General features: G+C 59.6%; 23 protein-coding genes and 2 pseudogenes. 11 read left to right on the plus strand and 14 right to left on the minus strand.

The window, feature by feature from the left end; genetic code table 11:
- Positions 1-59 precede the first annotated feature (59 nt).
- From PMI26_RS19910 to PMI26_RS30510, 3 genes and pseudogenes are all read left to right on the plus strand, one after another.
- A complete protein-coding gene (locus PMI26_RS19910; RefSeq protein ID WP_007972998.1) occupies positions 60-464 on the plus strand; it encodes a DUF6632 domain-containing protein in 405 nt (134 codons plus the stop codon).
- 39 nt (positions 465-503) lie between these two features.
- Positions 504-590: pseudogene (locus tag PMI26_RS31350) on the plus strand (isochorismatase family protein); the annotation flags it as partial.
- Between the two features lie 115 nt (positions 591-705).
- Complete coding sequence (locus PMI26_RS30510; protein WP_081500954.1) at positions 706-1,083, plus strand: c-type cytochrome; 378 nt, start codon at positions 706-708, stop codon at positions 1,081-1,083.
- Here PMI26_RS30510 and PMI26_RS30515 read toward each other — a convergent pair.
- Both PMI26_RS30515 and PMI26_RS19905 read right to left on the minus strand, forming a co-directional pair.
- Complete coding sequence (locus PMI26_RS30515) at positions 1,069-1,356, minus strand: MerR family transcriptional regulator (RefSeq protein WP_081500958.1); 288 nt, start codon at positions 1,354-1,356, stop codon at positions 1,069-1,071. The two genes, PMI26_RS30510 and PMI26_RS30515, sit on opposite strands and share 15 nt — an antisense overlap.
- 76 nt (positions 1,357-1,432) lie before the next feature.
- Entirely contained in the window at positions 1,433-2,050 is a 618-nt protein-coding gene (locus PMI26_RS19905) for a LysE family translocator (RefSeq protein WP_007973000.1), read from the minus strand.
- Positions 2,051-2,115: 65 nt separating this feature from the next.
- On the opposite strand from PMI26_RS19905, the gene PMI26_RS19900 reads away from it, so the two are divergent.
- Complete coding sequence (locus PMI26_RS19900) at positions 2,116-3,033, plus strand: LysR family transcriptional regulator (protein WP_007973003.1); 918 nt, start codon at positions 2,116-2,118, stop codon at positions 3,031-3,033.
- Positions 3,034-3,119: 86 nt separating this feature from the next.
- Here the strand turns inward: PMI26_RS19900 and PMI26_RS19895 are convergent, their stop codons facing one another.
- From PMI26_RS19895 to PMI26_RS19880, 4 genes are all read right to left on the minus strand, one after another.
- Positions 3,120-4,232: a class II histone deacetylase gene (locus PMI26_RS19895; protein WP_007973005.1), complete on the minus strand. Its 1,113-nt coding sequence runs from the start codon at positions 4,230-4,232 to the stop codon at positions 3,120-3,122.
- Positions 4,233-4,310: 78 nt separating this feature from the next.
- On the minus strand, positions 4,311-5,768 hold the full coding sequence (locus PMI26_RS19890; protein WP_007973006.1) for a purine-cytosine permease family protein: 1,458 nt from the start codon (positions 5,766-5,768) through the stop codon (positions 4,311-4,313).
- A 176-nt stretch (positions 5,769-5,944) separates the two neighbouring features.
- The gene (locus PMI26_RS19885) at positions 5,945-7,732 is read right to left on the minus strand and encodes a choline dehydrogenase (RefSeq protein WP_007973007.1); all 1,788 of its coding nucleotides are present in this window, start codon (positions 7,730-7,732) and stop codon (positions 5,945-5,947) included.
- A 158-nt stretch (positions 7,733-7,890) separates the two neighbouring features.
- Complete coding sequence (locus PMI26_RS19880) at positions 7,891-8,250, minus strand: cupin domain-containing protein (protein WP_007973008.1); 360 nt, start codon at positions 8,248-8,250, stop codon at positions 7,891-7,893.
- Between the two features lie 113 nt (positions 8,251-8,363).
- On the opposite strand from PMI26_RS19880, the gene PMI26_RS19875 reads away from it, so the two are divergent.
- From PMI26_RS19875 to PMI26_RS19855, 5 genes are all read left to right on the plus strand, one after another.
- Positions 8,364-9,344, plus strand: coding sequence for a LysR family transcriptional regulator (locus PMI26_RS19875; protein WP_081500955.1), 981 nt, complete (start codon positions 8,364-8,366; stop codon positions 9,342-9,344).
- 110 nt (positions 9,345-9,454) lie between these two features.
- Entirely contained in the window at positions 9,455-9,907 is a 453-nt protein-coding gene (locus PMI26_RS19870; protein WP_007973010.1) for a thiol-disulfide oxidoreductase DCC family protein, read from the plus strand.
- A 113-nt stretch (positions 9,908-10,020) separates the two neighbouring features.
- Positions 10,021-10,893, plus strand: a complete 873-nt coding sequence (locus tag PMI26_RS19865) for a GNAT family N-acetyltransferase (RefSeq protein ID WP_007973011.1) — start codon at positions 10,021-10,023, stop codon at positions 10,891-10,893.
- On the plus strand, positions 10,893-11,786 hold the full coding sequence (locus PMI26_RS19860; protein WP_007973012.1) for a polysaccharide deacetylase family protein: 894 nt from the start codon (positions 10,893-10,895) through the stop codon (positions 11,784-11,786). The genes PMI26_RS19865 and PMI26_RS19860 overlap by 1 nt, the downstream gene beginning before the upstream one ends.
- Before the next feature lie 128 nt (positions 11,787-11,914).
- Positions 11,915-12,469 carry a YdeI/OmpD-associated family protein gene (locus PMI26_RS19855; protein WP_007973013.1) on the plus strand — a complete coding sequence of 185 codons (555 nt, stop codon included), beginning with the start codon at positions 11,915-11,917 and terminating at the stop codon, positions 12,467-12,469.
- 158 nt (positions 12,470-12,627) lie between these two features.
- Here the strand turns inward: PMI26_RS19855 and PMI26_RS19850 are convergent, their stop codons facing one another.
- A complete protein-coding gene (locus PMI26_RS19850; protein ID WP_007973015.1) occupies positions 12,628-14,166 on the minus strand; it encodes a DUF1254 domain-containing protein in 1,539 nt (512 codons plus the stop codon).
- A 22-nt stretch (positions 14,167-14,188) separates the two neighbouring features.
- Positions 14,189-15,703, minus strand: a complete 1,515-nt coding sequence (locus tag PMI26_RS19845) for a DUF1254 domain-containing protein (protein ID WP_007973017.1) — start codon at positions 15,701-15,703, stop codon at positions 14,189-14,191.
- Positions 15,704-16,037: 334 nt separating this feature from the next.
- Between PMI26_RS19845 and PMI26_RS0129480 the strand changes: the two are divergent.
- Positions 16,038-16,310 (plus strand): annotated as a pseudogene (locus PMI26_RS0129480) (tyrosine-type recombinase/integrase); the annotation flags it as partial.
- Positions 16,311-16,723: 413 nt separating this feature from the next.
- Here the strand turns inward: PMI26_RS0129480 and PMI26_RS19840 are convergent.
- From PMI26_RS19840 to PMI26_RS19825, 4 genes are read right to left on the minus strand one after another with little or no spacing between them, the layout of a single operon-like run.
- Complete coding sequence (locus tag PMI26_RS19840; RefSeq protein WP_007973019.1) at positions 16,724-17,920, minus strand: ABC transporter permease; 1,197 nt, start codon at positions 17,918-17,920, stop codon at positions 16,724-16,726.
- Entirely contained in the window at positions 17,920-19,131 is a 1,212-nt protein-coding gene (locus PMI26_RS19835) for an ABC transporter permease (RefSeq protein WP_007973022.1), read from the minus strand. The genes PMI26_RS19840 and PMI26_RS19835 overlap by 1 nt, the downstream gene beginning before the upstream one ends.
- The gene (locus PMI26_RS19830) at positions 19,131-19,817 is read right to left on the minus strand and encodes an ABC transporter ATP-binding protein (RefSeq protein WP_007973024.1); all 687 of its coding nucleotides are present in this window, start codon (positions 19,815-19,817) and stop codon (positions 19,131-19,133) included. The genes PMI26_RS19835 and PMI26_RS19830 overlap by 1 nt, the downstream gene beginning before the upstream one ends.
- Positions 19,814-20,965: an efflux RND transporter periplasmic adaptor subunit gene (locus tag PMI26_RS19825; protein WP_007973025.1), complete on the minus strand. Its 1,152-nt coding sequence runs from the start codon at positions 20,963-20,965 to the stop codon at positions 19,814-19,816. Before PMI26_RS19825 ends, PMI26_RS19830 begins: the two co-directional genes overlap by 4 nt.
- A 363-nt stretch (positions 20,966-21,328) precedes the next feature.
- Between PMI26_RS19825 and msrA the strand changes: the two genes are divergently transcribed.
- Positions 21,329-21,835 (plus strand): peptide-methionine (S)-S-oxide reductase MsrA, encoded by a 507-nt coding sequence (msrA, locus tag PMI26_RS19820; RefSeq protein ID WP_007973026.1) that lies wholly within the window; start codon positions 21,329-21,331, stop codon positions 21,833-21,835.
- Positions 21,836-21,973: 138 nt separating this feature from the next.
- On the opposite strand, the gene PMI26_RS0129485 is transcribed toward msrA, so the two are convergent.
- Together PMI26_RS0129485 and PMI26_RS31840 are read right to left on the minus strand one after the other, a co-directional pair.
- Complete coding sequence (locus PMI26_RS0129485; protein WP_033047670.1) at positions 21,974-22,417, minus strand: hypothetical protein; 444 nt, start codon at positions 22,415-22,417, stop codon at positions 21,974-21,976.
- Between the two features lie 252 nt (positions 22,418-22,669).
- Positions 22,670-22,861 (minus strand): hypothetical protein (locus tag PMI26_RS31840; RefSeq protein WP_238540803.1); only part of this gene is annotated, 192 nt, incomplete at its 5' end.

Raw genomic sequence — 22,861 nt, forward strand, 5'->3', positions numbered from 1 at the left:
AAGGCGTTGTTACCCCACTTGGGGTCAATTTAGAGTCAGGCCCAATGAGGAAGTCCGCCATGACCTTAGTCGATCGCCTCAGGTATTTGCGTGTCGCCCTGGTTTTGGCTGGCCTCGCCTGCCTTGCTCTCTACCCACTCATGTTGTTCTGGCCGTCCGGCTGGGCCTGGCACGTCGGTCACTGGGACTACCCGATGATGATCGTTGGCATCTACGCCACACTTGGCGTGTTCTTGATCCTGGCTGCACGTGATCCATTAGCCCATCTGAGCCTGATCTGGTTCACCGTGTGGTCCAGCGCCGTACACGGAGCAATCATGGCCGTCCAGACGGTCACCCAGCCGGGGCAAATGGGGCACTTGGCAGGTGACGTGCCGGCGCTCTTCATCGTGACGGTTGCCTTGGCCATCTTGACGCCCCGATCGCAACTGGCCGCTCGGCCCGGGACACACAATCGGGCCTGAGAACAGGCATGACACGACTTTCATCCCGGGTCTGCTCACGTGACAGGAATGAAAACTCGATACTGCGTAGACAGTACCTGCCGTGCTGCCCGCGATTTGGGCTTCGATGCCGTACTCATCGCCGATCGACCCAAGCCAAGGGTCGATCAGACCGCTTGGGGGCCGACGCGACGGCTGATATCTTTCCCGCGCACCAGATCGCGTCCGATCGACGCTGAGCCCATCAAGGAAGATAAAAACAATGAAAATACTGTTCATCGCTTCGCTGGGAATTTTATCGCTGACTCAAACTTCACTGGCCTTCGCGGATAATGCCAATGGAAAAAATCTCTATCTACAGCGATGCAGCATGTGCCACGGAACAGATCTCAAGGCAACAGGACCACTGGCCAATAAAAGCAATCCACCTACGCCTGATCTGACAACGTCCGCTTTCAAAAAGCGATTGAATGATTATCCGGGCGTGATTGTCTCTTCGATAATACTTCGCCCAAATGGCGACTTGATTCCAGGAACCTTGCGGGAGAATGGCGTAAAGCTATCGCCGCACGCATGGAGCGTTAAGGATCTGCGCGATTTGAATCAATACATGGGGGGTGTGATTTCACAAAAACGATGATCTTGAAGTGCCGGGTCCTGACGCCCGCGCTTGACTCTGTCCCTTGGGGCAACCCCTACCCTGCCTTGTCCATTTCAGGCTCCGCCGTCCCAGCTTGAACCCCACCGCCTGGGCCGTGCGGATCATCTGCACCTGCGTCAGGTGATGGGCCGTGTACAACCGATAACTGCCACGGCGCTGCGGGCTCAGCAGGCCCATCTGCTCATATAATCGAATGGCTTTGGCAGTGCACCCCGAATAGCGGTCATTCAAACTGCCCAAGTAAAGACTCATACACAAAAGAGTCAGGTCTAGAAACAACTCGAACAGGCGGTGTGCTTGAAAGGCCCTGCGCAAAGGCTAATTCAACTCAGGCTGAACGCTGAGCGATTGTCAGTAATATCCCGAAGCTCACGAGCAGGCCGCCAAAAACTCGGTCAATCCATAGCCGTGCAGCCACCAATTTCTCGCGCACCATTCCCGCTGAAAAGCAAAGCGCGACGAGGCTGAACCACACTGCGTGCGCCCCAGCGATAAACAGCCCATATGCAATTTGCGTTGTCAGGGCGGTGTCCGGTTGTATAACACCCATGAACAGACTGACGATGAAGATCGATGTTTTCGGATTCAACGCGTTCGTGAGAAATCCCGTCCGCAGAGCTGCCAGATCGGACATGGCGGGCGGCGGTGCGTCTAGCTGTTCGATAGCCGGCTTGGAACGAAGCATCTGGATGCCTAGATAGACGAGATACGCAGCTCCAGCCAGCTTCAGCGCATTGAACAACCAAGGCGTTTGTTGAAGCACTAACCCTAGTCCGAGCAGCGTATAGCAGACGTGGACAAGCACCCCCATACCAATTCCTGCAGCTGTGAGGACGCCCGCCCGTCGAGACAGTAGCAATCCGTTGCGAGAAACCATGGCGAAATCTGGCCCAGGACTGATGCATGCGAGTATTGTAATGGTGATTACTGCTATCCATTCGCTCATGCGACACCCTTCAATTATTGGTAGTAGAAAGCGATGTTTACAGATCCTGCTCTTTGGTAATAACGATGATTTCTGATGAACATAGTGACTTCAAATCACTAATCACCGAGGCTCGCCTGCCTTCTCTGCTCGCGTTGCGTTGCTTCGAATCCGCCGGACGGCTCGAAAACTTCGCCCGCGCGGCTGACGAACTGCACCTGACACCAGGTGCCATAAGTCGAGCAGTGCGCTTGCTTGAAGAGGATCTGGGCGTTGACCTGTTCGAGCGGCGTAACCGAAGGGTTTTTTTAACTGACGCCGGCAAACGCCTGGTGAAAGCAGTTAGTGAAGGGTTTGGATTGATGAACCAGGCCGTTCGCGAGATACGCACCGACGCCCGTCGTACCCGTCAGCTTGTCCTGTCCTGCGAGCCAACACTGTTAATGCGATGGTTGATCCCTCGCTGGAGCGACTTCCAAACACAACATCGGGGGCTGGACATTCATTTAGTGGCCGGCGGCGGCATCTTTTCATTCGACCATGGCATCGACTTGGCCATTCGGCGAGACGATTTTCCTCGCCCCTCCGACTATCATGCCGAGACCCTATTCTCTGAGAAGATCGGCCCTGTATGCCGGCCGGAAAAGGTAGATCAATGGTTTGGCAAAAGCAGGAAATGCCTGCGTTCCTCGGCCCCGCTGCTTCAGACTAATAGCCGACCTACAGCTTGGCAGGAGTGGGCTACTGCAAAAGGACTGCCCGCTCCTGCCATGGAGATGCAATCTTTTGAGCACTTTTATTTCAGCATCCAGGCGGCTGTCGCAGGCCTCGGGGTGGCCATTGGCCCATGGCACTTAGTGCGCGACGATATCCAGAGCGGCGTGTTAGCCGCGCCATTAGGATTTATTGAAGACGGCACACGCTATTGCCTGTTATCTCCCAACCCCCCTCAGCCAGGCAGCCTGGAAATGGATTTACTTAACTGGTTGCAGGCAGTGGGCTGAGTCTTGTCGAGGCGCAGCGCTTGTCAGCACTGGCGCCTCATCGCCAAATGGCTGCCCCTTCGGTGGAAGGCTATTGAAATTCCCCGTTATTGCGCGCTCTTGGACCCATCAGGTACTCCCGTGAGAAGTTGTTCACACGCTCGTATCGCTGCGTCATGGTGCGGCAACAAAGCTTGTTCCGGAAGATTCGCGACTGTGTTCATCCATGGGTCCTCGACTGCGGTTCGCCGCCCTGCAAGTGTTTCAACCACGGCGAGACCGCAGAATGGCCCCATCAACGGATCGTAGCCCCCCTCATGCACAGCGACGACCCGCGATTTGCACACTTCTTCAGCCAGATTCATTACCTGAGTCGTCAGCTCGCGATATGCCCCGGAGTACAGGAGTTGGCGGCCAAAGGGGTCCATCGCAGCGGAGTCAAATCCGCTCGCAATCACGATGAGATCCGGTTGAAAACGGCGCACCGCAGGCATTACGACACGCTCGAATGCGCCCAGGTAGGCCCCTCGGCCCGACCCTGCGGGTAGTGGAATATTCAGGTTGGCACCCATTCCGGGACCCGTTCCGATGTCTTGTACCTTTCCGCGTCCGATGGGGTAAAGGTCGTCCTGGTGAAGAGAAATCGTCAGCACTGACGGATCGTCATAAAAAAGGGTCTCGGTCCCGTTACCATGATGAACATCCCAGTCGATGACCGCGACTCGTTTCACCGCTCCTGTTTGCTGCAGATGGCGGATTCCGACCGCGGTGTTGTGGAATATGCAATAGCCCATCCCCTGACTGGCAATTGCATGATGTCCTGGCGGTCGAATGAGCGCGTAGGCGTTCGTCACAGTACCCGATACGACTGCATTGAACGCCGAGATGACAGCGCCTGCTGCAAGTCTGGCAATGTCTGCCGACCCTGGTCCGACGGGCGTTTCACCGTCGCCTGCATCGCTCCAGACAGGACCGGTCGGGTTCAGGATTCGATCGACATACTCCGGAGTGTGTACCCGCAATAGATCGGACTCCGAGGCCGGGCTGAATGCTAACGGAACAAGGTATTGATCGAGGCCGCTTCGCTTGACGAGGCTTGCGAAGCGTCGCTTGGTATCGCCCTTCTCAGGATGGTCGATGGGTTCCTGCCACGGTAGGCTCCAAGCCCGCGTGTCATGAGTCATAAATCTTTCGTCCCAAATCCAGCCGGTTGTCGTCATGGTTCTAACTCTACTTTTTCGTGTCGATAGGGATAAATTCTTTGCCCGAAACATCGGGCTGCCTTCATAGCTCGCCAGCTATTCAGCTATTCCTTCTTTTTCCACCAGGCTTCGCTCGTAGCTCAAATCAAGAGTCCGAGATGTGAGCAAATAGAGGAGGCTTGCGACTACAAGACCTACAAACATCGAGATGTCGATATCACCCATCCGGTGAGCTATCCATCCAGTGAAAGGCTCGGTGACAAAAAACGGCACCATCATCACCAGTGCTCCGATATAGGCGACGTTTCCTTGCCATCCCCATCGGCCGTAAATACCGGCCGGATTGAAGAGTTCGCGGATCGAATAACACCCCTTGCGAACGATATAAAAGTCCACCAGGTTTATTGCAGTCCATGGTGTGAACAGATAGGCCAGAAATACCAATACGTTGCCGTAGAAAACATTGAATTGTTCCTCCCCGACCATTGCCGCGACAAAGCCTACGGACAGGGTCATCGCGACGATTGTGATGCCCCTCAAAAACAACGATGGCCGGACCCGACGGTAACAGTCGACGATCGAGATCAGGGTCAAGCTGCCTCCGTAAGCGTTGAGCGCCATCACCACCAGAAGACCGATGAACAACAATGCGACGGCTATTCGACCACCTCCTGCCATCAGGGCGTCGCCACCTTGCGCGATCGCCATGATGACGGAGACGCCGGGGGTCGCTGCCGCGAGCAAGGAGCCAAGGCCGATCACCCATAGCGCTGATATCGCTGAAGGCAGATAGGTCCACAGGAACGACGATCGAGTGGAAACGGTGGGTGGGAGGTAGCGGGAGTAGTCCGATACGTATGGCGCCCAACCAAGCTGGAAACCTGCGACGATTACGAAGGTGGTCGCGAACGAATGCCATTGAATGGGCCCCGGAGTGAAAGCACCCGAAGGAATCCCGCCCCGCGCCACCGCAGCAAAGGTGAGTATCACGACCGTCAAGGCCAGCGGTGCGACCAGGAATCGGTTAACCCGATGGATCCACCGGTAGCCATACAGCGCCAAGGTGCCGGCGATCAATACCGCGATTGGGAACCCCCAGGAAGTTGGAATCCCGAGGAGGAAATGCAGACTCGATCCTGCGAGGATCGCGTCGGCGACGTTGTAGTTGAAGTAGTTCACAAAGGCGAAGACCCACACCGTGATCGCGGCCCCTAAAAATCCGAACTGTGCTCTGGACTGAACTAACTGCGGTAGACCCAGGTGAGGCCCCTGCGAAGAATGCAGAGCCATGAAAAGGGTTCCGAACAGTGAACCGAACACGGTGGCAACCAGAGTCCAGAACAGTGAACCGCCAAGCGCCAGTGTGGTAACGCCGGTAGCCATTGCGGTCAGATTGATGTTGGCAACTAACCAGACCGCACCTAGATGTCGCACCGTGCCATGGCGCTCCGCCACCGGTACGAAATCTACAGAGCGCCGTTCCGCACCATCGAGTCGGCCCTGCTGAATGACAGGCGTCACCGTGGCTGTTTTCCCGTTTGATGTCGTTCCCATTTTCTTGTTTTCCTAATTGAGATTGATCGGGGCTGAATCACTGAGGCTTCATTCATCAAACTTTCCGGGGCACCCTCCAATTGCTGGTCAATCGCAGTAACGTTTATTACCTGTACAGCTGAAAGCAGAACGAAAGCTCGATTATGCGTAGCTTCGTTGCCCGGTAACGCTGTGACTCAACCCGCCACCATCGGCAGCTGTTGTCCCTTGGCATTTTCCAATAACGCGGCCGCTAGCCGATTTCGCTCGCCGGAATAGTCTCGGGTGATATTGGAGCCGCGTTGCCGGGTGGCCCATTGCGGATCTGCCAGTAACTCGGCGCCCTGCGCCTCCGGCAGGTGACGGCCACGGATCAGATCGGACAGCCGCTCGGCCAGCATCAGTGTTGGTGCCTGCAAGTCGCCAGCTGTGGCAGCGGGCATCAGCGAGGCATCTACCACCCGCAGCGCTTCCACGCCGCGCACCCGACCGTCGGGGAATGTCACCGCAGCTTCGTCGCTGCCCATACGACAAGTGCCGCAGGGATGGTAGGCGCTTTCCAACTTCTGCTTGAGAAAGGCATCTATGGCGGCATCGTCCTGCACTGCCGCGCCCGGGGCCAGTTCTCGACCCCGATAAGGGGCGAAGGCCGGCTGAGCGAAGATTTCCCGCGTCAGGCGAACGCAGGCCCTGAACTCCGTCCAATCATCGCTATGGGTCATGTAGTTGAAGCGTACTCGCGGCAAACTTTCCGGACGGGCGTCACGCAGCCTGACCCAACCGCGGCTCTTCGAACGCTTTGTGCCGACATGCACCTGGAAGCCGTGCCCGGCGGCGAGTGTCTGTCCGTCATAGGAGATGGCCAGCGGCAGGAAGTGAAACTGGATGTCGGGATAAACGATGCCCGCCCGGCTGCGAATATGACCGCCGCTCTCGAAGTGGTTGGTCGCACCAGGCCCGCGCCGGGTAGCGAGCCACTCGATACCGATCCTGGCCTTGCCCAGAAGGCTCTGGGTGGGAAACAGGCTAACCGGCTGGGTGCACTCCATCTGAAGGTAGAGCTCCATATGATCCATCAGGTTTTCGCCCACTTCGGGTGAGTCATGGATCACTGCAATACCCTGCTGCGCGAGCTCCCTCGCAGGTCCCACGCCCGAGCGCTTGAGGATCACCGGAGACATGATGGCCCCAGCTGACAGGATGACTTCCCGCGTGGCCATGGCTCGGGCTGGCTTGCCCGCTACCGAAAACAAAACACCGGTTGCTCGTCGGCCATCGAACATCACTCGGTCAACCAGGCCGCCCTTGATTACACGTACGTTCCCCCGGGCGATGGCAGGTCGCAGATAGGCCCGGGCAGCGCTCATGCGGCGCCCGTCGCAAACGTTCATTTCCATCGGCCCAAAGCCTTCGTGCTGCCGATTGTTCATGTTGTCACTTAAAGCGTAGCCGGCCTCGTTCCCGGCTTTGACGAAGGCCCGATAGAGTGGATTGGTTTCCGGCCCCCGCTTGATGTGCATCGGCCCATTGACCCCGCGCAGTGAGCCTCCGCCCTCGACGTTTTCCAGACGCTGGAAGTAAGGGAGCACGTTGGACCAGCGCCAGCCATCGGCACCCAGCGCCTCCCATAGCTCATAATCCATGGGGTTTCCGCGAACCCAACACATGCCGTTGATCGACGATGAGCCGCCCAGCCCTTTGCCACGGGGCAGGTTCACTTGCCGCCCGTCCAGGCCAGGCTCCGGCTCGGTCTTCATGCCCCAGTTGAAGCGCTTGGTGTTCATCGGGATCGACAGTGCGGCCGGCATCGACACGAAGAGCGAGGCATCGCTGCCACCCGCCTCGATCACCAATATCCGCAAGTCCGGGTCTTCACCAAGGCGATTGGCCATAACGCAACCGGCTGCGCCGGCACCGACGATGATGTAGTCATAGCGCCCTTCGTCTTGCGGGCTGGATAACGATGTTTGCTTTAGAGTCGACATGGTAATGATTCCCACAGACGTAATGCTGGAGGCAGACCCATTCACCCCGCTCGGCAATGTCCGCGCCAGGTTCAGGGTCCGGGTTGGTTTAAAGGAGCGATTGCTCAGTTTGCGCTTTGCGATTGGTTGTTATGACTCACACCCAACTCTTCAGCTGGCTAACCGACAATCACATAAAACTTCAGCATCGGAACTGGCTGACGCCACACACCACGAAACCCCTTGGGCACCAGAAAGGAATCACCTTGGGTATAGGTTTCGCAGAAACCGTCTGCTTCGAGAGTGACCTCCCCCTCCAGTACCACCATGAACTCATCAGCCGGATAGTTCTCGTAACGCTCGGTGTAAGGTTCGCAACGCCAGATACCCGACTTCACCGGTGGCTCGCTACGGCAGAAGTAGGCATGATCCAGGCCCATCGGCCGGCCTTCGATCAGCTCGGCATGTTCCAGAGCCTCGTTCGGCAATTGCTGCCAGTCACTTGGGCCAGTCGAAGAAAAACGGATTGGTAGGAGCATTATGAAACCTCGGAATTGCGTGTTGGGATTGACGTCAAAGCTAAAGTCAGGCTCCTATACGGGCAAGTGACAAGATTTCAGCCTGAGTCACTTCAGGTTACGGAGCGCCCCCTTTGAGAAAACATCAGTCGCTAACCGCGCTTCGCGCCTTCGAGGCCGTTGCCCGACTCAATAGCATTTCGTCCGCTGCGGAAGAGCTGCATGTAACGCGTCCAGCAGTGTCAAAACAGGTTACGCAGTTGGAGAGCGACATGGGCTGCGCCCTGCTCCAGCGCACGGGCAATGTGATCCGCCTGACTTCGGCGGGCCGCGAGCTGTTTGCGGCCCTGCAACAAGCCTTCGAGTTGATTCAGCTGACCACCGATACCATCAGCCGCCGGGCACGGCGGGGAGAGCATCTACGGGTGTTGGTCTGCCGTGACTTCGCGTCAAGCTGGCTGGCCGGCCAGGTTGGGAAGTTTCTGGTTGCCAATCCCGGGATATCCGTAGAAATCACCGCCGAAAACAACTTTAGCTTCCGCCTCGATGAGGATTTCGACTTCCGAATTTTCTATGGTATGCATGGAGCCAGGGCGGGCGGAGGGCTGGAAGAGACTGAGCTGTGCCGCTGGATCGACGTTCTGGTCTGCACCCGCAGCTTTGCAGAAACCTATTTAGGTGAGGGCCACAAGCCTTGCGAAGCGCCTTACCTGATCGATGCCAATTACGATGTCTGGGACGAGTGGTGTACCCTGACCGGGCTGGATCCTGGCGGTCCGCGTCGCCAGCAGACAGTGTTCAACGAAACCACCCTGTGCCTATCGGTCGCCGCATCAGGTGGCGGTCTGACCATCGGCGACAGCTTCCTTGCATTGCCCGCCATCCAAACAGGCGAGCTGATCGTTCCCTACCCGCTGGGCCTGGTCAGCGCGCAGAACTACAGTCTGTTCAAACCCAAGGCAAGACCGAACTCACCGGCCAGCCAAAAATTTGAGACCTGGCTACGCGGTGCAATAGATGCCTACCAAGTGACAGTGCGGCAAGCGCTCGCGGAAAAAGGCATTCGAGTAGTGGAGCGCACCGATGCTGTCGACCAAAGCGCCCCAATCGGCTGAACGTGCTGCACCAATTACGGAACCCACCGTTACTGGATCGTCGCGCACAGACTTCACCGCCGGCACGCGGTTATGATCCGGGATACCCAGGCGCCCTTGGACCCACACTCATGCCAGCCTCGAAAATCCTCCCCTCCCCCGCGCCGCTGCTCAAACCCGGTGAGACGGTGGTGTTGTTCGACGGTGTCTGCAAGCTGTGCAATGGCTGGGTGAGGTTCGTGATTCGCCATGACCGTCAGCGGCGCGTGCGGTTGGCGGCGGTTCAGTCACCCGAGGGGCAGGCTCTGCTCGCCTGGGCAGGTTTGCCCATGGATCAATTCCACAGCATGGCGGTGATCCGCGACCGATACTACTGGGAGCGTTCGCAAGCATTTTTCGAAATCTTTGCCCAGTTGCCCGCAATCTGGCGCCCCGTGAACCTATTGCGCATCATCCCTCGCCCACTTCGAGATTGGGCCTACGACCGCATTGCGCTCAATCGCTATCGCCTCTTCGGGAAATACGACACCTGCCTGTTGCCGGATCCTGATCATGAACAGCGCTTTTTGAAAGCGCCCCGCTGAACGCCTCAAGGCGACGTGACGAGCTGGATCAATACTCGGGTTGAAGCTATACCGAAAGGGTTCCGGGCGGGGATGGACCACACGCTCGATTAGCGTCTGAGGAGAATTTCACGGTGTCGAATCAGCTGGTCATACGCAACATGACCCGTCCCGAACTGGACGAACTCGTCGAGTGGGCTGCCCGTGAGGGCTGGAATCCCGGCCTTCACGATGCCGAGCTGTTCTGGGCCACGGACCCTGCCGCCTTCATCGCGGCGTCCCGGGACGGCGAATTGATCGGCGGCGGCGCCATCACCTCCTACCATGGCGAATTCGGTTTCATGGGTTTTTTCATCGTCCGGCCTGAGTACCGCAGCCAGGGCCTGGGCAATACCCTCTGGCACGCACGCCGCGAGCGACTCCTCGCCCGCCTGCACCCGGGCGCGAGCATCGGCATGGACGGCGTCTTCGCGATGCAGGACTACTACGCCAAGGGTGGTTTCGTCTTCTCCCATCGCAACCTGCGTTTTCGTGCCGAAGTCACCGAGCGCCCGACGACCTCCCAGGCAGACGACCAGGACATCGTCCCGTTGGCCGCCTTTCCGTTCGATCAGGTGGTCGATTACGACCGCACCTGCTTCCCCGCCCCGCGCGCAACCTTCCTGAGCGGGTGGATAGCCCAGGCCGATGCACTCGCCGTGGGTTGCCGGCGCGAGGGCAGGCTGAGCGGCTATGGCGTGATAAGGCGCTGCCGGGAAGGCTGCAAGATCGGCCCCTTGTTCGCCGATGACGCCCTGGCGGCCAATGCCCTCTACGCGCGCCTGGCGGAATTTGCGCAAGGTGGCCCACTGTTTCTCGATGCCCCGGAGAACAACCCCGCCGCGATGGCGCTCGTGCACCAACAGGGCATGACCGAGGTGTTCGGCTGCGCACGCATGTACCTCGGCCCTTCTCCGGCGATCGCGCACGAACGTGTGTTCGGCGTCACCACCTTCGAGCTGGGCTGATGTCCGCCCGCGACCTCATCGGTTATGGCGGCCGTCCACCCCACCCGCGATGGCCCGGTGAAGCGCGCGTTGCCGTGCAGTTCGTACTCAACATCGAAGAAGGCGCGGAATCCTGCCTGCTCAATGGCGATCCCCAGTCGGAGGCCTGGCTTCACGAGCTACCGGGCCGCCCGCCGCGCGTGGGGGAACCGGACTTGAGCGTCGAGGGCATGTACGAATACGGATCGCGCGCAGGTGTGTGGCGCATTCTGGAACTGTTCCGCGCCCGAGGCCTGCCGCTGACCGCCTTCGCCGTCGGCCGGGCGCTGGAACTCACCCCGGCGATCGGCCAGGCGCTCTGCGCAGCCGGGCATGAGATTGCCGGGCATGGCTACCGTTGGCTGGACTATCGCGACATGCCGGAAGACCAGGAGCGGCGCCATATCCGCCTCACCCTCGACGTGATCGAGCAGGCCTGCGGCAAACGCCCCGTCGGTTGGTACACAGGAAGGGTCAGCCAGAACACCCGTCGCCTGTTGCGCGAGGAAGGCGGGTTTCTCTACAGCTCGGACGCCTACAACGATGACCTGCCCTACTGGCTCCCGGGCTCACCCGCCCACCTGGTGATCCCCTACACACTGGTCAACAACGACGCCCGCTATCTGCTGCCGAACGGTTTCGCCTGCGGAGAAGACTTCTTCCGGCTGCTCAAGGATGCGTTCGACCTGCTGTGGCAGGAAGGCGCGCAACACCCGAAGATGATGAGCGTCGGCCTGCATGGGCGGATCAGCGGCCATCCCGGTCGTGCGATGGCGCTGGCGCGCTTTCTCGATTACGTGCAAGGCCACGACGCGGTGTGGATCTGCCGGCGCGAGGAGATTGCCAGGCACTGGATAGCCCGGTTCCCCGCCTGAGAGGGGTTCGGAACGGGCTGAGCCATGCTGGCTTATCAATGTCGCGCTTTTCTCAGGGCCAAGTCGCGTTTAAATCCGAAGGTGATACCGCGAGTGAGTAGTTAGGCGTATGAGTTGGAGGAGTTGCGATGACAACAATCGATGTGAAATCCCGATTTGAAGCAAAGCTTCTTCGTCCGGCAAAGCCGGGTAATGATGCATCGTGGGCGTTCTTAGTACTGCCAAGAGACGCGAGTGAACAGCTTCCGAGGCGAGGAAGGACGACAGTTGAAGGCACAATCAATGGGCACCCTTTCCAGGCGACCCTTGAGCCGGATGGTCAGCTGAGCCATTGGCTGCAGGTCAGTAGAGAGTTACTCGAAGCCGCAGGCATAGCCGTTGGGGATGTCGTTACACTAGAGCTAACCCCTGTGAAGAAAGAACCCGAGCCAGACATCCCAGCCGATTTTCAGGAGGCTCTGGAAGCCACTCCTGAGGCTCGTAAGGTTTGGAACAATACGACGACCATCGCACGAGTAGACTGGATACATTGGATTACTTCAGCCAAGCAACTCAAGACGCGCGCAAAACGAATTGGTGATGCTTGCGATATGCTTGCATCCGGCAAGAAGCAGGTTTGCTGTTTCGACCAATCCGGCTACTACAGCAAGGCCTTCCGTGCGCCCGAGGGTGAAATTCTTTAAATGGAGCATTCCGTGGAATGCGCCTGACAATGCGTTGTGGCCCTTCGCAACGGGCAGAAATCGGTCAGAAATTGCCACTCTAGGGTCTCGGCTAAAAGCCTCCCTCGTTGGTGATCTCATCCGCATTATGTTTACCTCCCGACATCGACAGGCCAACGTCACTTCACCTGCTCGATATCACCGGGCTTCCAGCTCTTATCGATAGCGGGTTCCTTCGGGCCGTAAAGTCGGATGATGGCGAAATAACCTTTGCCTGGCACAGTGGCGAGCCAGTTGGCTTGCTTGCCTTCGGGTGCTTTGGGTCCGAGGTAGAGGTCGGTGCTGCCGTCGGCGTTTTGCACCGGCTTGTCACGCGAACCGAGCGAGGGGAACGGCTGGCCGTTGTCGAGACCGGAAGCATTGGCGGCATCGTAAAGCGTCACCGACCAGAACAAGGCGGCAGGAATGTTGGCCGGCAGGCTCAGGTGATAGCTGGTATCACCCGACAAGGGCGTGCCCCCGCTGTCGGTGAAACTGATCATATATTTGGCACCCTTGCCTGGGGTTTGGGACATCATTCCCGGGCTTATCGAGTAGTAGTTGGTGAACATCCAGATTCGAGCATCGAGGGCCAGGTACGGATAGGCTCCGGCGACATTTTCCCAACTGTCATTCTTCGACCCGCCCGGATTTGCGGGAGTACCGTCGGCGAAAGGATTAAGCCACTGGCGGTCTGGATAGACTCTATACGAGAGACCATTCGCCTTGTCTGAAAAGCCAATGACACGGCTCATCTCGTAGCCGGTCTTGGCGGCCCGATCGAGGATCTCGCGTGTTTGCGCGTCAGGATTGAAGGGCTGCCCCTTGACGATGCCGATCGCCGCCAGCATGCCGAGCCAATCGGGACCGGCGAGGTTGGCGCCTTCACTGTCCACGAGCAGCTTGAGTTGATCGAAGGCATTGCCGTCGCTGCTCGGCAGCATGTTGACCGGGACGCCGGAGGCATCGGGGTATGTCATCGGTTTCGCCCCGGCCGCGCCGTTCAGTGGATATATCTTTGTCTGTTCAAGATGCGTAACCGCCGGCGTCAGATTCTTCGGGTCTTTATAGAACCCGCGCAGAAAGACAAAGACATTGTTTGTGGCAGAGCGGTACACGTAATAGCCGTCCGGCACTTCGCCCTTGTAGCCGGGTGGCAAGAGGAGAAACTTGCCGCCCTTTCCCTCATCCGGTCCAAACAGACCAACGTCTCCAAAGAACTTGCCACCATCGACCGGGATGGGACGCTGCCAGACATCCAGCAGGATGCCTTGCAACTCAGGCGGCGCTTCCATCACCAGCGGTCCATCCCTTCCCAAGTCGATGTAGCTCATCGCGTAAAGGACATCGGAGTTGGGGGTCGTCACCAGGGTCTTGGCGTCAAGTCTGCGCTTCCAGATCGGCAAGACGTTGTAGCCAGCGCCGAATGTCTTTTCCGAGCCCACCTGCATGCCGAGGGTGTTGATCAAAGGCAGCGCCCAGAGATACGTCTGTGTCGCCCGTTGAAAAAGCAATTCGTCGCGTAGTATCTGCGCGGCCTCCTTCGTGGGTCGGCCTTGCGTGAACGGCAGGTCGGCGAGTTTATTGAAGCTGACTTCCTGAGCGGAGGCCTGCATTGCCAATTCGCCCATTACTAACGCGCTCACGAGCGCAGCGGCGATCAAGTTCTTTGGATTCATGGTTGCGTCCTCTGCCGTTTGATCACTTCACTGTCGCGATGGCCGGTGGCTGCCACGTGCCGTCGAGTATGGCTTTGTCGGCCCAATAGGCACGGATGTAGAGCGAGAATGGGCCGCTGGGGGCCGGCAGCCAATTACTTTCCTTGTCCTTGCCGGGCGTCTTGGCGCCGGCATAGAGCGTCAGCGACCCGTCCGGGTTGTATTTGAGATTCTTGTTCTTCGTGCCCAGCGAATTGCGCTTTAGCGCGTTGGGATGAAACAGGTGGACGTCGTTGTATAGCGTGAGCGACCAGAAGCCCTTGACCGGTGGCAGCTGGCCCTTGCCAAAGGTGACGGCATAGGTGTTGTTTCCGTTGAGCTGCTTGCCCTGACTATCGTTGTCCGTGTAGATATATTTCGTCTCTTCCGGGCGGTTGTCGTACATGTTCGACTTGGCGGAGGCGGTCCGATTGAGGTAGTCGGTTCCCCATTGGGCGTTGTTCACCGGCGAATTCCAACCATTGCCGGCGGCACGACCGTTGTTGTTCCACCGCAGGAACGGCGAAATCATCTCGTGCTCAGCACCGACAGCGGTTGCCTTGAGCGTCTGCATGATTTTCGGGTCCTTGGCGGCTGCGTCCAGCACACTACCGATCCAGTTATAGAGGGCTTCCTCGCCTGGCAGCGGCGGCACGCTTTTCATCACCGCAGGTAGTTCGTCGAAGAAGGTTTCCGGGTTCACCCACGAGGCCTCCCCCTTGCCGGTGGTCTTCGGCGTGGGGAAATGCGGTAGCTTGCTCCAGTCCTTGGACTTCATCTTGCCGTCGAACTCCGACAACGGGTAATAGACGATCTGGCTGATCACCGGCTGGACGGCTTTTTGGTCCTCAGCGCTGTCATCGATGAAGATACGCGGAACGACAAAGGCCAGCGACGTGGAGGAGCGCACCACTGCCGTAATGCCGGCTGGAGTTTCGCCCTTCCAGTTTGGGCCGACCATCATGTAGAAGCCGGGTTTGGTGCCGTAGGCCTTACCGATCTCGGAAAATTCGTCGGTGCGCGCGTCATAGTGGGCGAAGACCCAGAAACGATCACCGAAATCCGGGACCTGGAAGACGATGGGCTCTTTGTCCAGCGTCATGAAGCCGGCGCCGTACGCGACATCCTGGTTGGGGCAAGCGATGAAGGTTTGGTCCGGGCTGACGTACCCGGTCAACATTGCGTTCCGGTTGAATGCGATCGGTATCACGCCGCCCAGCAAGCCGGGTTCGGGGGCCTTCGAAAAAGCGTTGCCGCGGTTGGCCATGTTGACCAGCGGCCAGCCCCACAGGTAGGCCATGCGCCCCACCGATTGCACGTAGGCCGTGGTCATGGCGGTGCCGCTCGCCGGGCCGGGAACTTCGCTGGCGGTTGTAGGGATCGCCACCTGCTGCGCCTGAGCGTTACCCGCCAGCATCAGGAAGGCTGCCCCGACGCCCAGTAAAACGGTTAAGGATCGACGATCAGTTTCCTTGACCCGATCATTTCTTCGGCTGGCAGCGCAAGATTCAGTCGACATGTTCAACCTCCAAACTCCGTGAATACGTGAATGGATGCCGAAAAACATGCGGAAAAGAAGGGGCAAACTTTGTGGCGACTGGACCCCTGCGACAGCACCGCGGCGGCACGCCGTTTGATTGTAGCAGCCCAAAATCAGGCAGCTTGGGCCATTCGGCCAGCGTTCCACAGGTACAGCCGCTACCGTTCGCCTCCGGCCTGCCTATGGCTCAACTGCCCCCTCATTCGTTGACTGACTGCTTTCGGCGCTATCGCTCAAGATTTCGAGGGGCAGCTGTGGGTCGAATAGCGACCACCAGCCATTGTGACTGATCCATCCTTGTTCTCCCCTCAACGTGTTCCCGAGCCCGTTGCACGCCTCGGACCATCTTTCCACTAGGCAATACGTTCGAATAGTTACAGCTTGGGTGACAGCCATTGGCCTTGATCCAACCATGTACGGAACCCACACGCTAAGGAGAACCAAGGCTTCGTTGATCTATCGCAGGACGAAGAACCTGAGAGCAGTTCAACTACTGCTTGGTCATACGAAGCTTGAAAGCACTGTCAGATACCTGGGAATCGAGGTCGATGATGCCCTGGAAATGGCGGAACAAACGGAAGTCTGATTATCCATAGTGACGGTCGATGCTTGACCGTCGCTATCCGACCCTAAGCGATCACCCGAAACAATGATCAACGTAAACCCGTAGGAACGTATCCTCTACGGACACTCTGAATTCCGAGGACTTGCTGCCGGAGTTTTGCACTCGGTTTTTGCCGCCGCCACCCCATTAAAATCACCGGCCCAGCGCCTAATGCCAGTCAGTTAAGCGTTTGATCACCGCAAACCTTGTGGGAGCGAGCTTGCTCGCGATGACGGCTGGACAGTCAAACAAGGGGTGCCTGACCGTCTGCCATCGCGAGCAAGCTCGCTCCCACAATGTCCGGGGCTTAACTGATCGGCATTAGGCCCAGCGCCGGCGTTTTCGTTATCGTCACCCAGCGTACAGCCAGCCCGTCAGGCTCATTGGCCTGGCCGCTATTCACTGCGCAGAGCCGCCACCGGATGCAGGCGGGCCGCCCGCAGTGCCGGCGCCAGGCCGGCGAGAATGCCGAGCACCGCCGCCAGCAGCAGTGCCAGCAGCAGAAACAGCGGCTGCAGCGCCAAGGGCAGGCTCGGCATGGCCAGGTGCAGTAGCCCGAGCAGCAGGCCCATCAACAGCAAGCCCAGCAAACCACCAGCCAGGGACAGCAGCGTCGCTTCGGCGAGAAACAGCCCGAGCACCTGCCGCGGACTGGCACCAATCGCCCGCAACAGGCCGATTTCCGCCGTGCGCTCGCCCACAGTGGTGGTCATGATGGTAAGAATGCCGACGGCGCCGACCAACAGGGAAATGCCCCCCAAGGCACCGATGGCCAGGCTCAGGGTGCCGAGAACACGATTGAAGCTGCGCAGCATGTCGTCCTGGGTGCTCAGGCTGAAGTCCTCCTCGCCGTGCCGTTCGCCGAGCACCTGACGAATCTGCTGACTCAACGCCCGCGAAGTGGTGCCGGCGCCGAACACCACATGGACTTTGACCACCCCGGTGCGGTTGAACAGGCTTTCGGCCCAATCCACCGGGATGTAGGCGATATCGTCGAGGTTGAAGCCGAGCAACTGGCCCTTCTGCGCCATCACGCCGATCACCCGGAAACGCACGCCGCCGACGCGGACCAGCTCGCCCAGCGGATTGCGTGCACCGAACAGCTCGACACGCAGCTGATGGCCGAGCACCACATAGGGCGGCGAACGACCGTCACGGGCCACGGGCAGGAACTCGCCCAGGCTCAGTTGCATGCGCCAGGCCTGCGCCAGCTGATGGCCGCCACCGAGAATGTCGCTGCGCCGGCTCAGTTGACCGTACTGGATATCCCCGCTGCCCGGAATGATCGGCACCGCCGCCTCGACATGCGGCAAGCGCCGCAGGGCGTCGGTATCACTGATGGTCAGTGGCCGTACGCTGCCGAGCAGACCGCCGAGGCCGCTGGTCTGGGTCTTGCCCGGGCGCACGGTGATGATCCGCGTACCAAACTGCGAGAAGTTCTCCAGCACATAACCGCGCACGCCTTCGCCTATGGCCGTGAGCAGCGCCACGGCGGCTATCCCGATCGCTATCCCGAGCAGGGTCAGCAGGCTGCGCAAGGGTCGACAGGTCAGCGCCGAGCTGGTCAGCCGGAAACCATCTTGCCAGCGCATCAGTGCGCTCCCGGCGGGCGTAGCGCCGCCACCGGCTCCAGCGCCGAGGCCCGAGCGGCCGGCAGCCAGGCGAACAGCATCGCCGTGACGAGTGCCAGCAGCACCGCGCTAGCGCGCGCCCACCAGGGTGCATAGAGCGGCAAATCGAACGCCAGGCGCCCCAGCCAGAGCAAGGTTTCGGCCAGCAGCAGCCCCGCCAGCGCCCCCGCCAGGGCGAGCAGCGCCGCCTCGCCGAGGAACAGCAGGCGCAACTGCGCCGCCGTCACACCTATGGCTTTGAGCAGGCCGATCTCGGCGCTGCGCTGGCTCACCGCAATCCAGGTCACGTTCATGATCAGGATGCCTGCCACCAGCAGGCTGATCGCGGCAATCCCGGCCACCGCCAGGGTCAGCACCGTGAGTATCTCGTCGAAGGCGCTGAGCAGGCTGTCCTGGCTGATCAGGGTGATGTCTTCCTCACCCTCGTGGCGCTCCTTGAGCGCGGCGAGTATCTGCCGCTTGCTGCGCTCGAGAAAGCTAGGTCCACGCACCTCGACAAACACCCGCAACAACCCCTCGCGATTGAACAAGGCCTGGGCACTGGCCACCGGGATGATCAACATTTCGGCGAAATCCATCCCCAGGGATTCACCCCGCTCACTGAGGATACCGACCACCCGGAAGCGCCGGTCGCCGGCGCGCAACCATTCACCCAGGGCCGGGCGCGCACCGAATAGCTCGCGCCGGAGTTTGCCGCCGATCACGCAGACCGCCTCGCCCTGCTCAGGGTCCAGCGCTGGCAGGGGCTGGCCCTGGACGACCGTCAGTTGGCGAATGGCGAAGAAGTCACGCGTGGTGCCCAGGGTCAGCACCTCACGATTGCGGTTACCGACTATCACCTCCATCTGCCCGGCCTGCATCGGCGCCACCCGGCGGATGCCCGGCAACCGGGTGATGACCTGTACGTCCTGCAAGGTCAACTCGTGCGGCGTCAGGCCGGTGAGCGGCGGCATGCGCCCCGTGGTTTCCTTGCGGCCCGGGAAAACGATCAGGATGTCGCGCCCGAGCAGCGAGAACTCGTTCAGGACGAAGGCCCGCGCGCCCGCACCGAGACCGGTGAGCAGATTGACCGCAACCACCCCGATAGCGATGGCCAGCAGCAACATCAGGCTGCGCGAGCGATGCCCACGCAAGGCGCCGAGCCAGAAGGCCAGGGCATCGGCGGCACGCATCAGGCCAGCGCCTGCTGCGACGCAGCACTGTGGATCCGCCCGTCACGCATGTGCAACTGGCGCTGCGCGCGGGCGCCCAGGCTGACGTCGTGAGTCACCACTATCAGGGTCAACCCCTCGTCGTTGAGCTCCTCCAGCAGGCTGAAGACTTCGGCGCCGGCCTGGCTATCGAGATTGCCGGTGGGCTCGTCGGCCAACAACAGCGCCGGTTGCATGACCATCGCCCGGGCAATGGCGACGCGCTGGCGCTGACCGCCGGACAGCTCGCCCGGGCGGTGGGCAATGCGATCGCCCAGCCCCAGGCGCTCCACCAATTGGCTGCTGCGCTTGTGCCGTTGCGCCGTGCCGATGCCGGCGAGGACCATCGGCAGCTCGATGTTTTCCAGCACCGTCAGCCGTGCGATCAAGTGGTAGGACTGGAACACGAAACCTATCAGTTGGCTGCGCAGTTGGGCGCGCCGTGCCTCGCTCAGCGTCGCCGTGGCCTCGCCCTGCAGCCAGTACTCACCGGCGCTCGGCGCATCGAGCAAACCGAGGATGTTCAGCAGGGTCGACTTGCCCGAGCCCGACGGGCCCATCACCGCCATGTAGTCACCGGCGGCGATGTCCAGATCCAGGCCGTCCAGCCCCATCACCTGCTGCTCGCCCAACTGGAAGGTGCGGCTGCCGCCGCGCAGGCGGATCATTGCCTGGTCTCCGCCGCATCCACCGGGATCACCGCCACGGTATCCTTGAGCCCTTCCTGCTCGAGGCTGGCGACTATGCGCGCGTTCTCGTCCAGCCCTGCGAGCACCTCGGTCCAGCGCCAGTTGCTCAACCCGGTTTGCACCGCCACCTCGCGCAACACCCGGGCGCTGGGGTCATAGCGCAGCACGCGCTGCCCCTCCAGCAGGGTCTCGGTGGGGATGCGCAAAACACTTTCGCGCTGCTCGAGGAGGATCTCGACATCGGCGCTATAGCCGGTGAGCAGAACCAGATTGGCCGGCGGCTGGTCGAAGCGCACCTCGACATCGACGGTGCGCGCCTGCTTCTCCAGTTCACGCACATAGGGTGCGATGCGGCTGACGCGGCCAGCGAATTGCTGGCCACGGAAGGCATCCAGGGTGATCCGCACCGCGGTTCCGGGGCGAACCCGGGCAGCGTCCACTTCATCGATCGGTGCCTCGACATACAGGCAACTGTCGTCGATCAGGTCGACCGCCGGCGGCGTGGGAATACCCGGCGGCGAAGGGGTGACGAACTCGCCGAGTTCGCCGTTGATTTCTGCGACTATGCCGGCGAATGGCGCACGCAGGGTCGCCTGCTCCAGCAGTGAACGCTGCAACTGCAGGCTGGCGTCGGCCTCGCGGATCAGCACGTTACTGGCATTGCACATCAGCTTCGCCAGGTTAGCCTTGGTCTCGGCCTGATCGAGGCGATCGGCGGCAACCAGCTTGCGGTCGGCCAACTGGCCCAGGCGATCGAGGTCGCGCCGGTCCAGATGAGCCTGCTGGCAGCGCTGTTCGCGGGCGTTGCGTTGGGCCTCCAGCCGCGCCTCGGCCTCCTGCAACCGGGCCTGCTGCTCGTCCTGCCGCAAGCGCATGAGCACCTGACCCGCCTGGACCCGCTGGCCCTCGGCGATCAGCAACTCGGCAACCTGGCCGCCGACATTGAAGGACAGATGCGAGCGTCGACAGGACTTCAGCGTCCCCGCGCGGGTGTTGGCCACCAGCGTCTCCACCGGCCCGCGCTCAACCTCCAGCAGCCTGACCGGCAACGGCTGTGGTCGACTCAACCAGCCGCCCAGCACCACCAGACAGGCCAGCATCGACGAGCCAATCAATAATTTGCGCATGGACTTCACCTCCTCCCCACATGGCTTGAGCCTAGGTCAGGAGGGTAAAAGAACAACGCAAAACGTCATTTATCCGACGTTTTTCAGACGAGCGTCAGAGGAGCGCCAAATAAATGGCAAATGAGATTTATTTCTCTCGCATCGACTATTCGCCAACCATGCCAACTCAATAGAAACCCTTGCCGCGGCGACGCTGCGACGTCGAAATATCTCCGCAAACTGTGCCACGCTTTGCCTATACCCGAATGTCTTCAAGCGGCCAGGAGTGGTCATTCCAGTCCTGTTTGCGCGAAACCTTGGAATTGGCCAACACGCCCTCATAACAGTGGCTATACACAACGTGCCCGAGAGGAAGGACAGACCATGACCAGACAAACCGAAACTGCCATTCTCGCCGGCGGCTGCTTCTGGGGCATGCAGGATCTGCTGCGGCGCTATCCCGGTGTGCTGCACACGCGGGTCGGTTATACCGGCGGCGATGTGCCGAATGCCACCTATCGCAACCATGGCAACCACGCCGAAGCCATCGAGATCGTCTTCGACCCTGCCGTGATCAGCTACCGGCAGATCCTTGAGTTCTTCTTCCAGATACACGACCCCAGCACACCCAACCGTCAGGGTAATGACCAGGGCCCCAGCTATCGTTCGGCGATCTATTACCTCAATGAACAGCAACGCGACATTGCCGAGGACACCGCTGCCGATGTCGATGCTTCACACCTTTGGCCAGGTCGAGTAGTCACCGAAATAGAACCGGCCGGGCCTTTTTGGGAAGCGGAACCAGAGCACCAGGATTACCTCGAACGCATACCGAATGGCTACACATGCCACTTCATCCGCCCGAACTGGAAGCTCCCCAAGCGCGCCTGAAAGTCGAGTTCATGAGGCGCAGAGAAGACCGATTCTGACCGCTGGCTGCCTTTCGCGAAGGGCAGCCCTGGATTGATGGATGTCCCCTGGTGACAGGCAGAAAACGGCCGATAGGGGACACTCATCCAATATACCCAATCAGTCCACTTCGGACGCACACTGCGCACGCAAACCAAGATCATTGATGCCATTGCAATCGCTGCTGCGGCCGCTCTGCCTGGCACTGCAATAGGCTCGCTGGTTGAGATCATTGATGCTATAGCAAGAACCACCTCCCACCTCTGCGCTGCACTGCGCACGCAAACCAAGATCATTGATGCCGTTGCAATCGCTGCTGCGGCCGCTCTGCCTGGCACTGCAATAGGCTCGCTGGTTGAGATCATTGATGCTATTGCAAGAACCATCTCCCACCTGTGCGCTGCACTGCGCACGCAAACCAAGATCATTGATGCTGTTGCAATCGCTGCCCCGGCCGCTCTGCTTGGCACTGCAATAGGCTCGCTGGTCAAGATCATTGATGCTGTTGCAACCGGCAAACGCGTAACCGCTGAACATCAACAACATCGCAAGAATCAGTTTCATTTCACACTTCCTTGGGCTTGCCAGGAAACAGCCTGGCGCTGGGTGATCCTGTTTCAACAAACATCGCGACACGCTATCAAATTGACATCACTTAAAGAAAAAGTTCCGGAAGCGGATTGAGGGTTTTTGCAGATCAGCAGAACGTCGTCCTGACTTCACAATCACTCGATTACGACATGCCATGGAAATGCTGATTGATGTCCTGTTTAGCGGGTTTTGCTACTGAGTCCCCCTCCCCTATTAAAAGGTTCTTCACGCAATCCCGGGGGAAAACAGATCTGTAGGAGCTGCCGAAGGCTGCGATCTTTTGATCTTGATTTTGCTTTTGCGATCTGGAAATTGCTGAAGATCAAGATCAAAAGATCGCAGCCTTCGGCAGCTCCTACAGGGGAACGCGTGCACCACCAACAAAATCCGCCAGCCCGCCATCGCCAGCAAGCCGGC

The sequence above is a fragment of the Pseudomonas sp. GM33 genome (genome assembly GCF_000282295.1).
Taxonomy (GTDB): Bacteria; Pseudomonadota; Gammaproteobacteria; order Pseudomonadales; family Pseudomonadaceae; genus Aquipseudomonas; species Aquipseudomonas laurylsulfatiphila.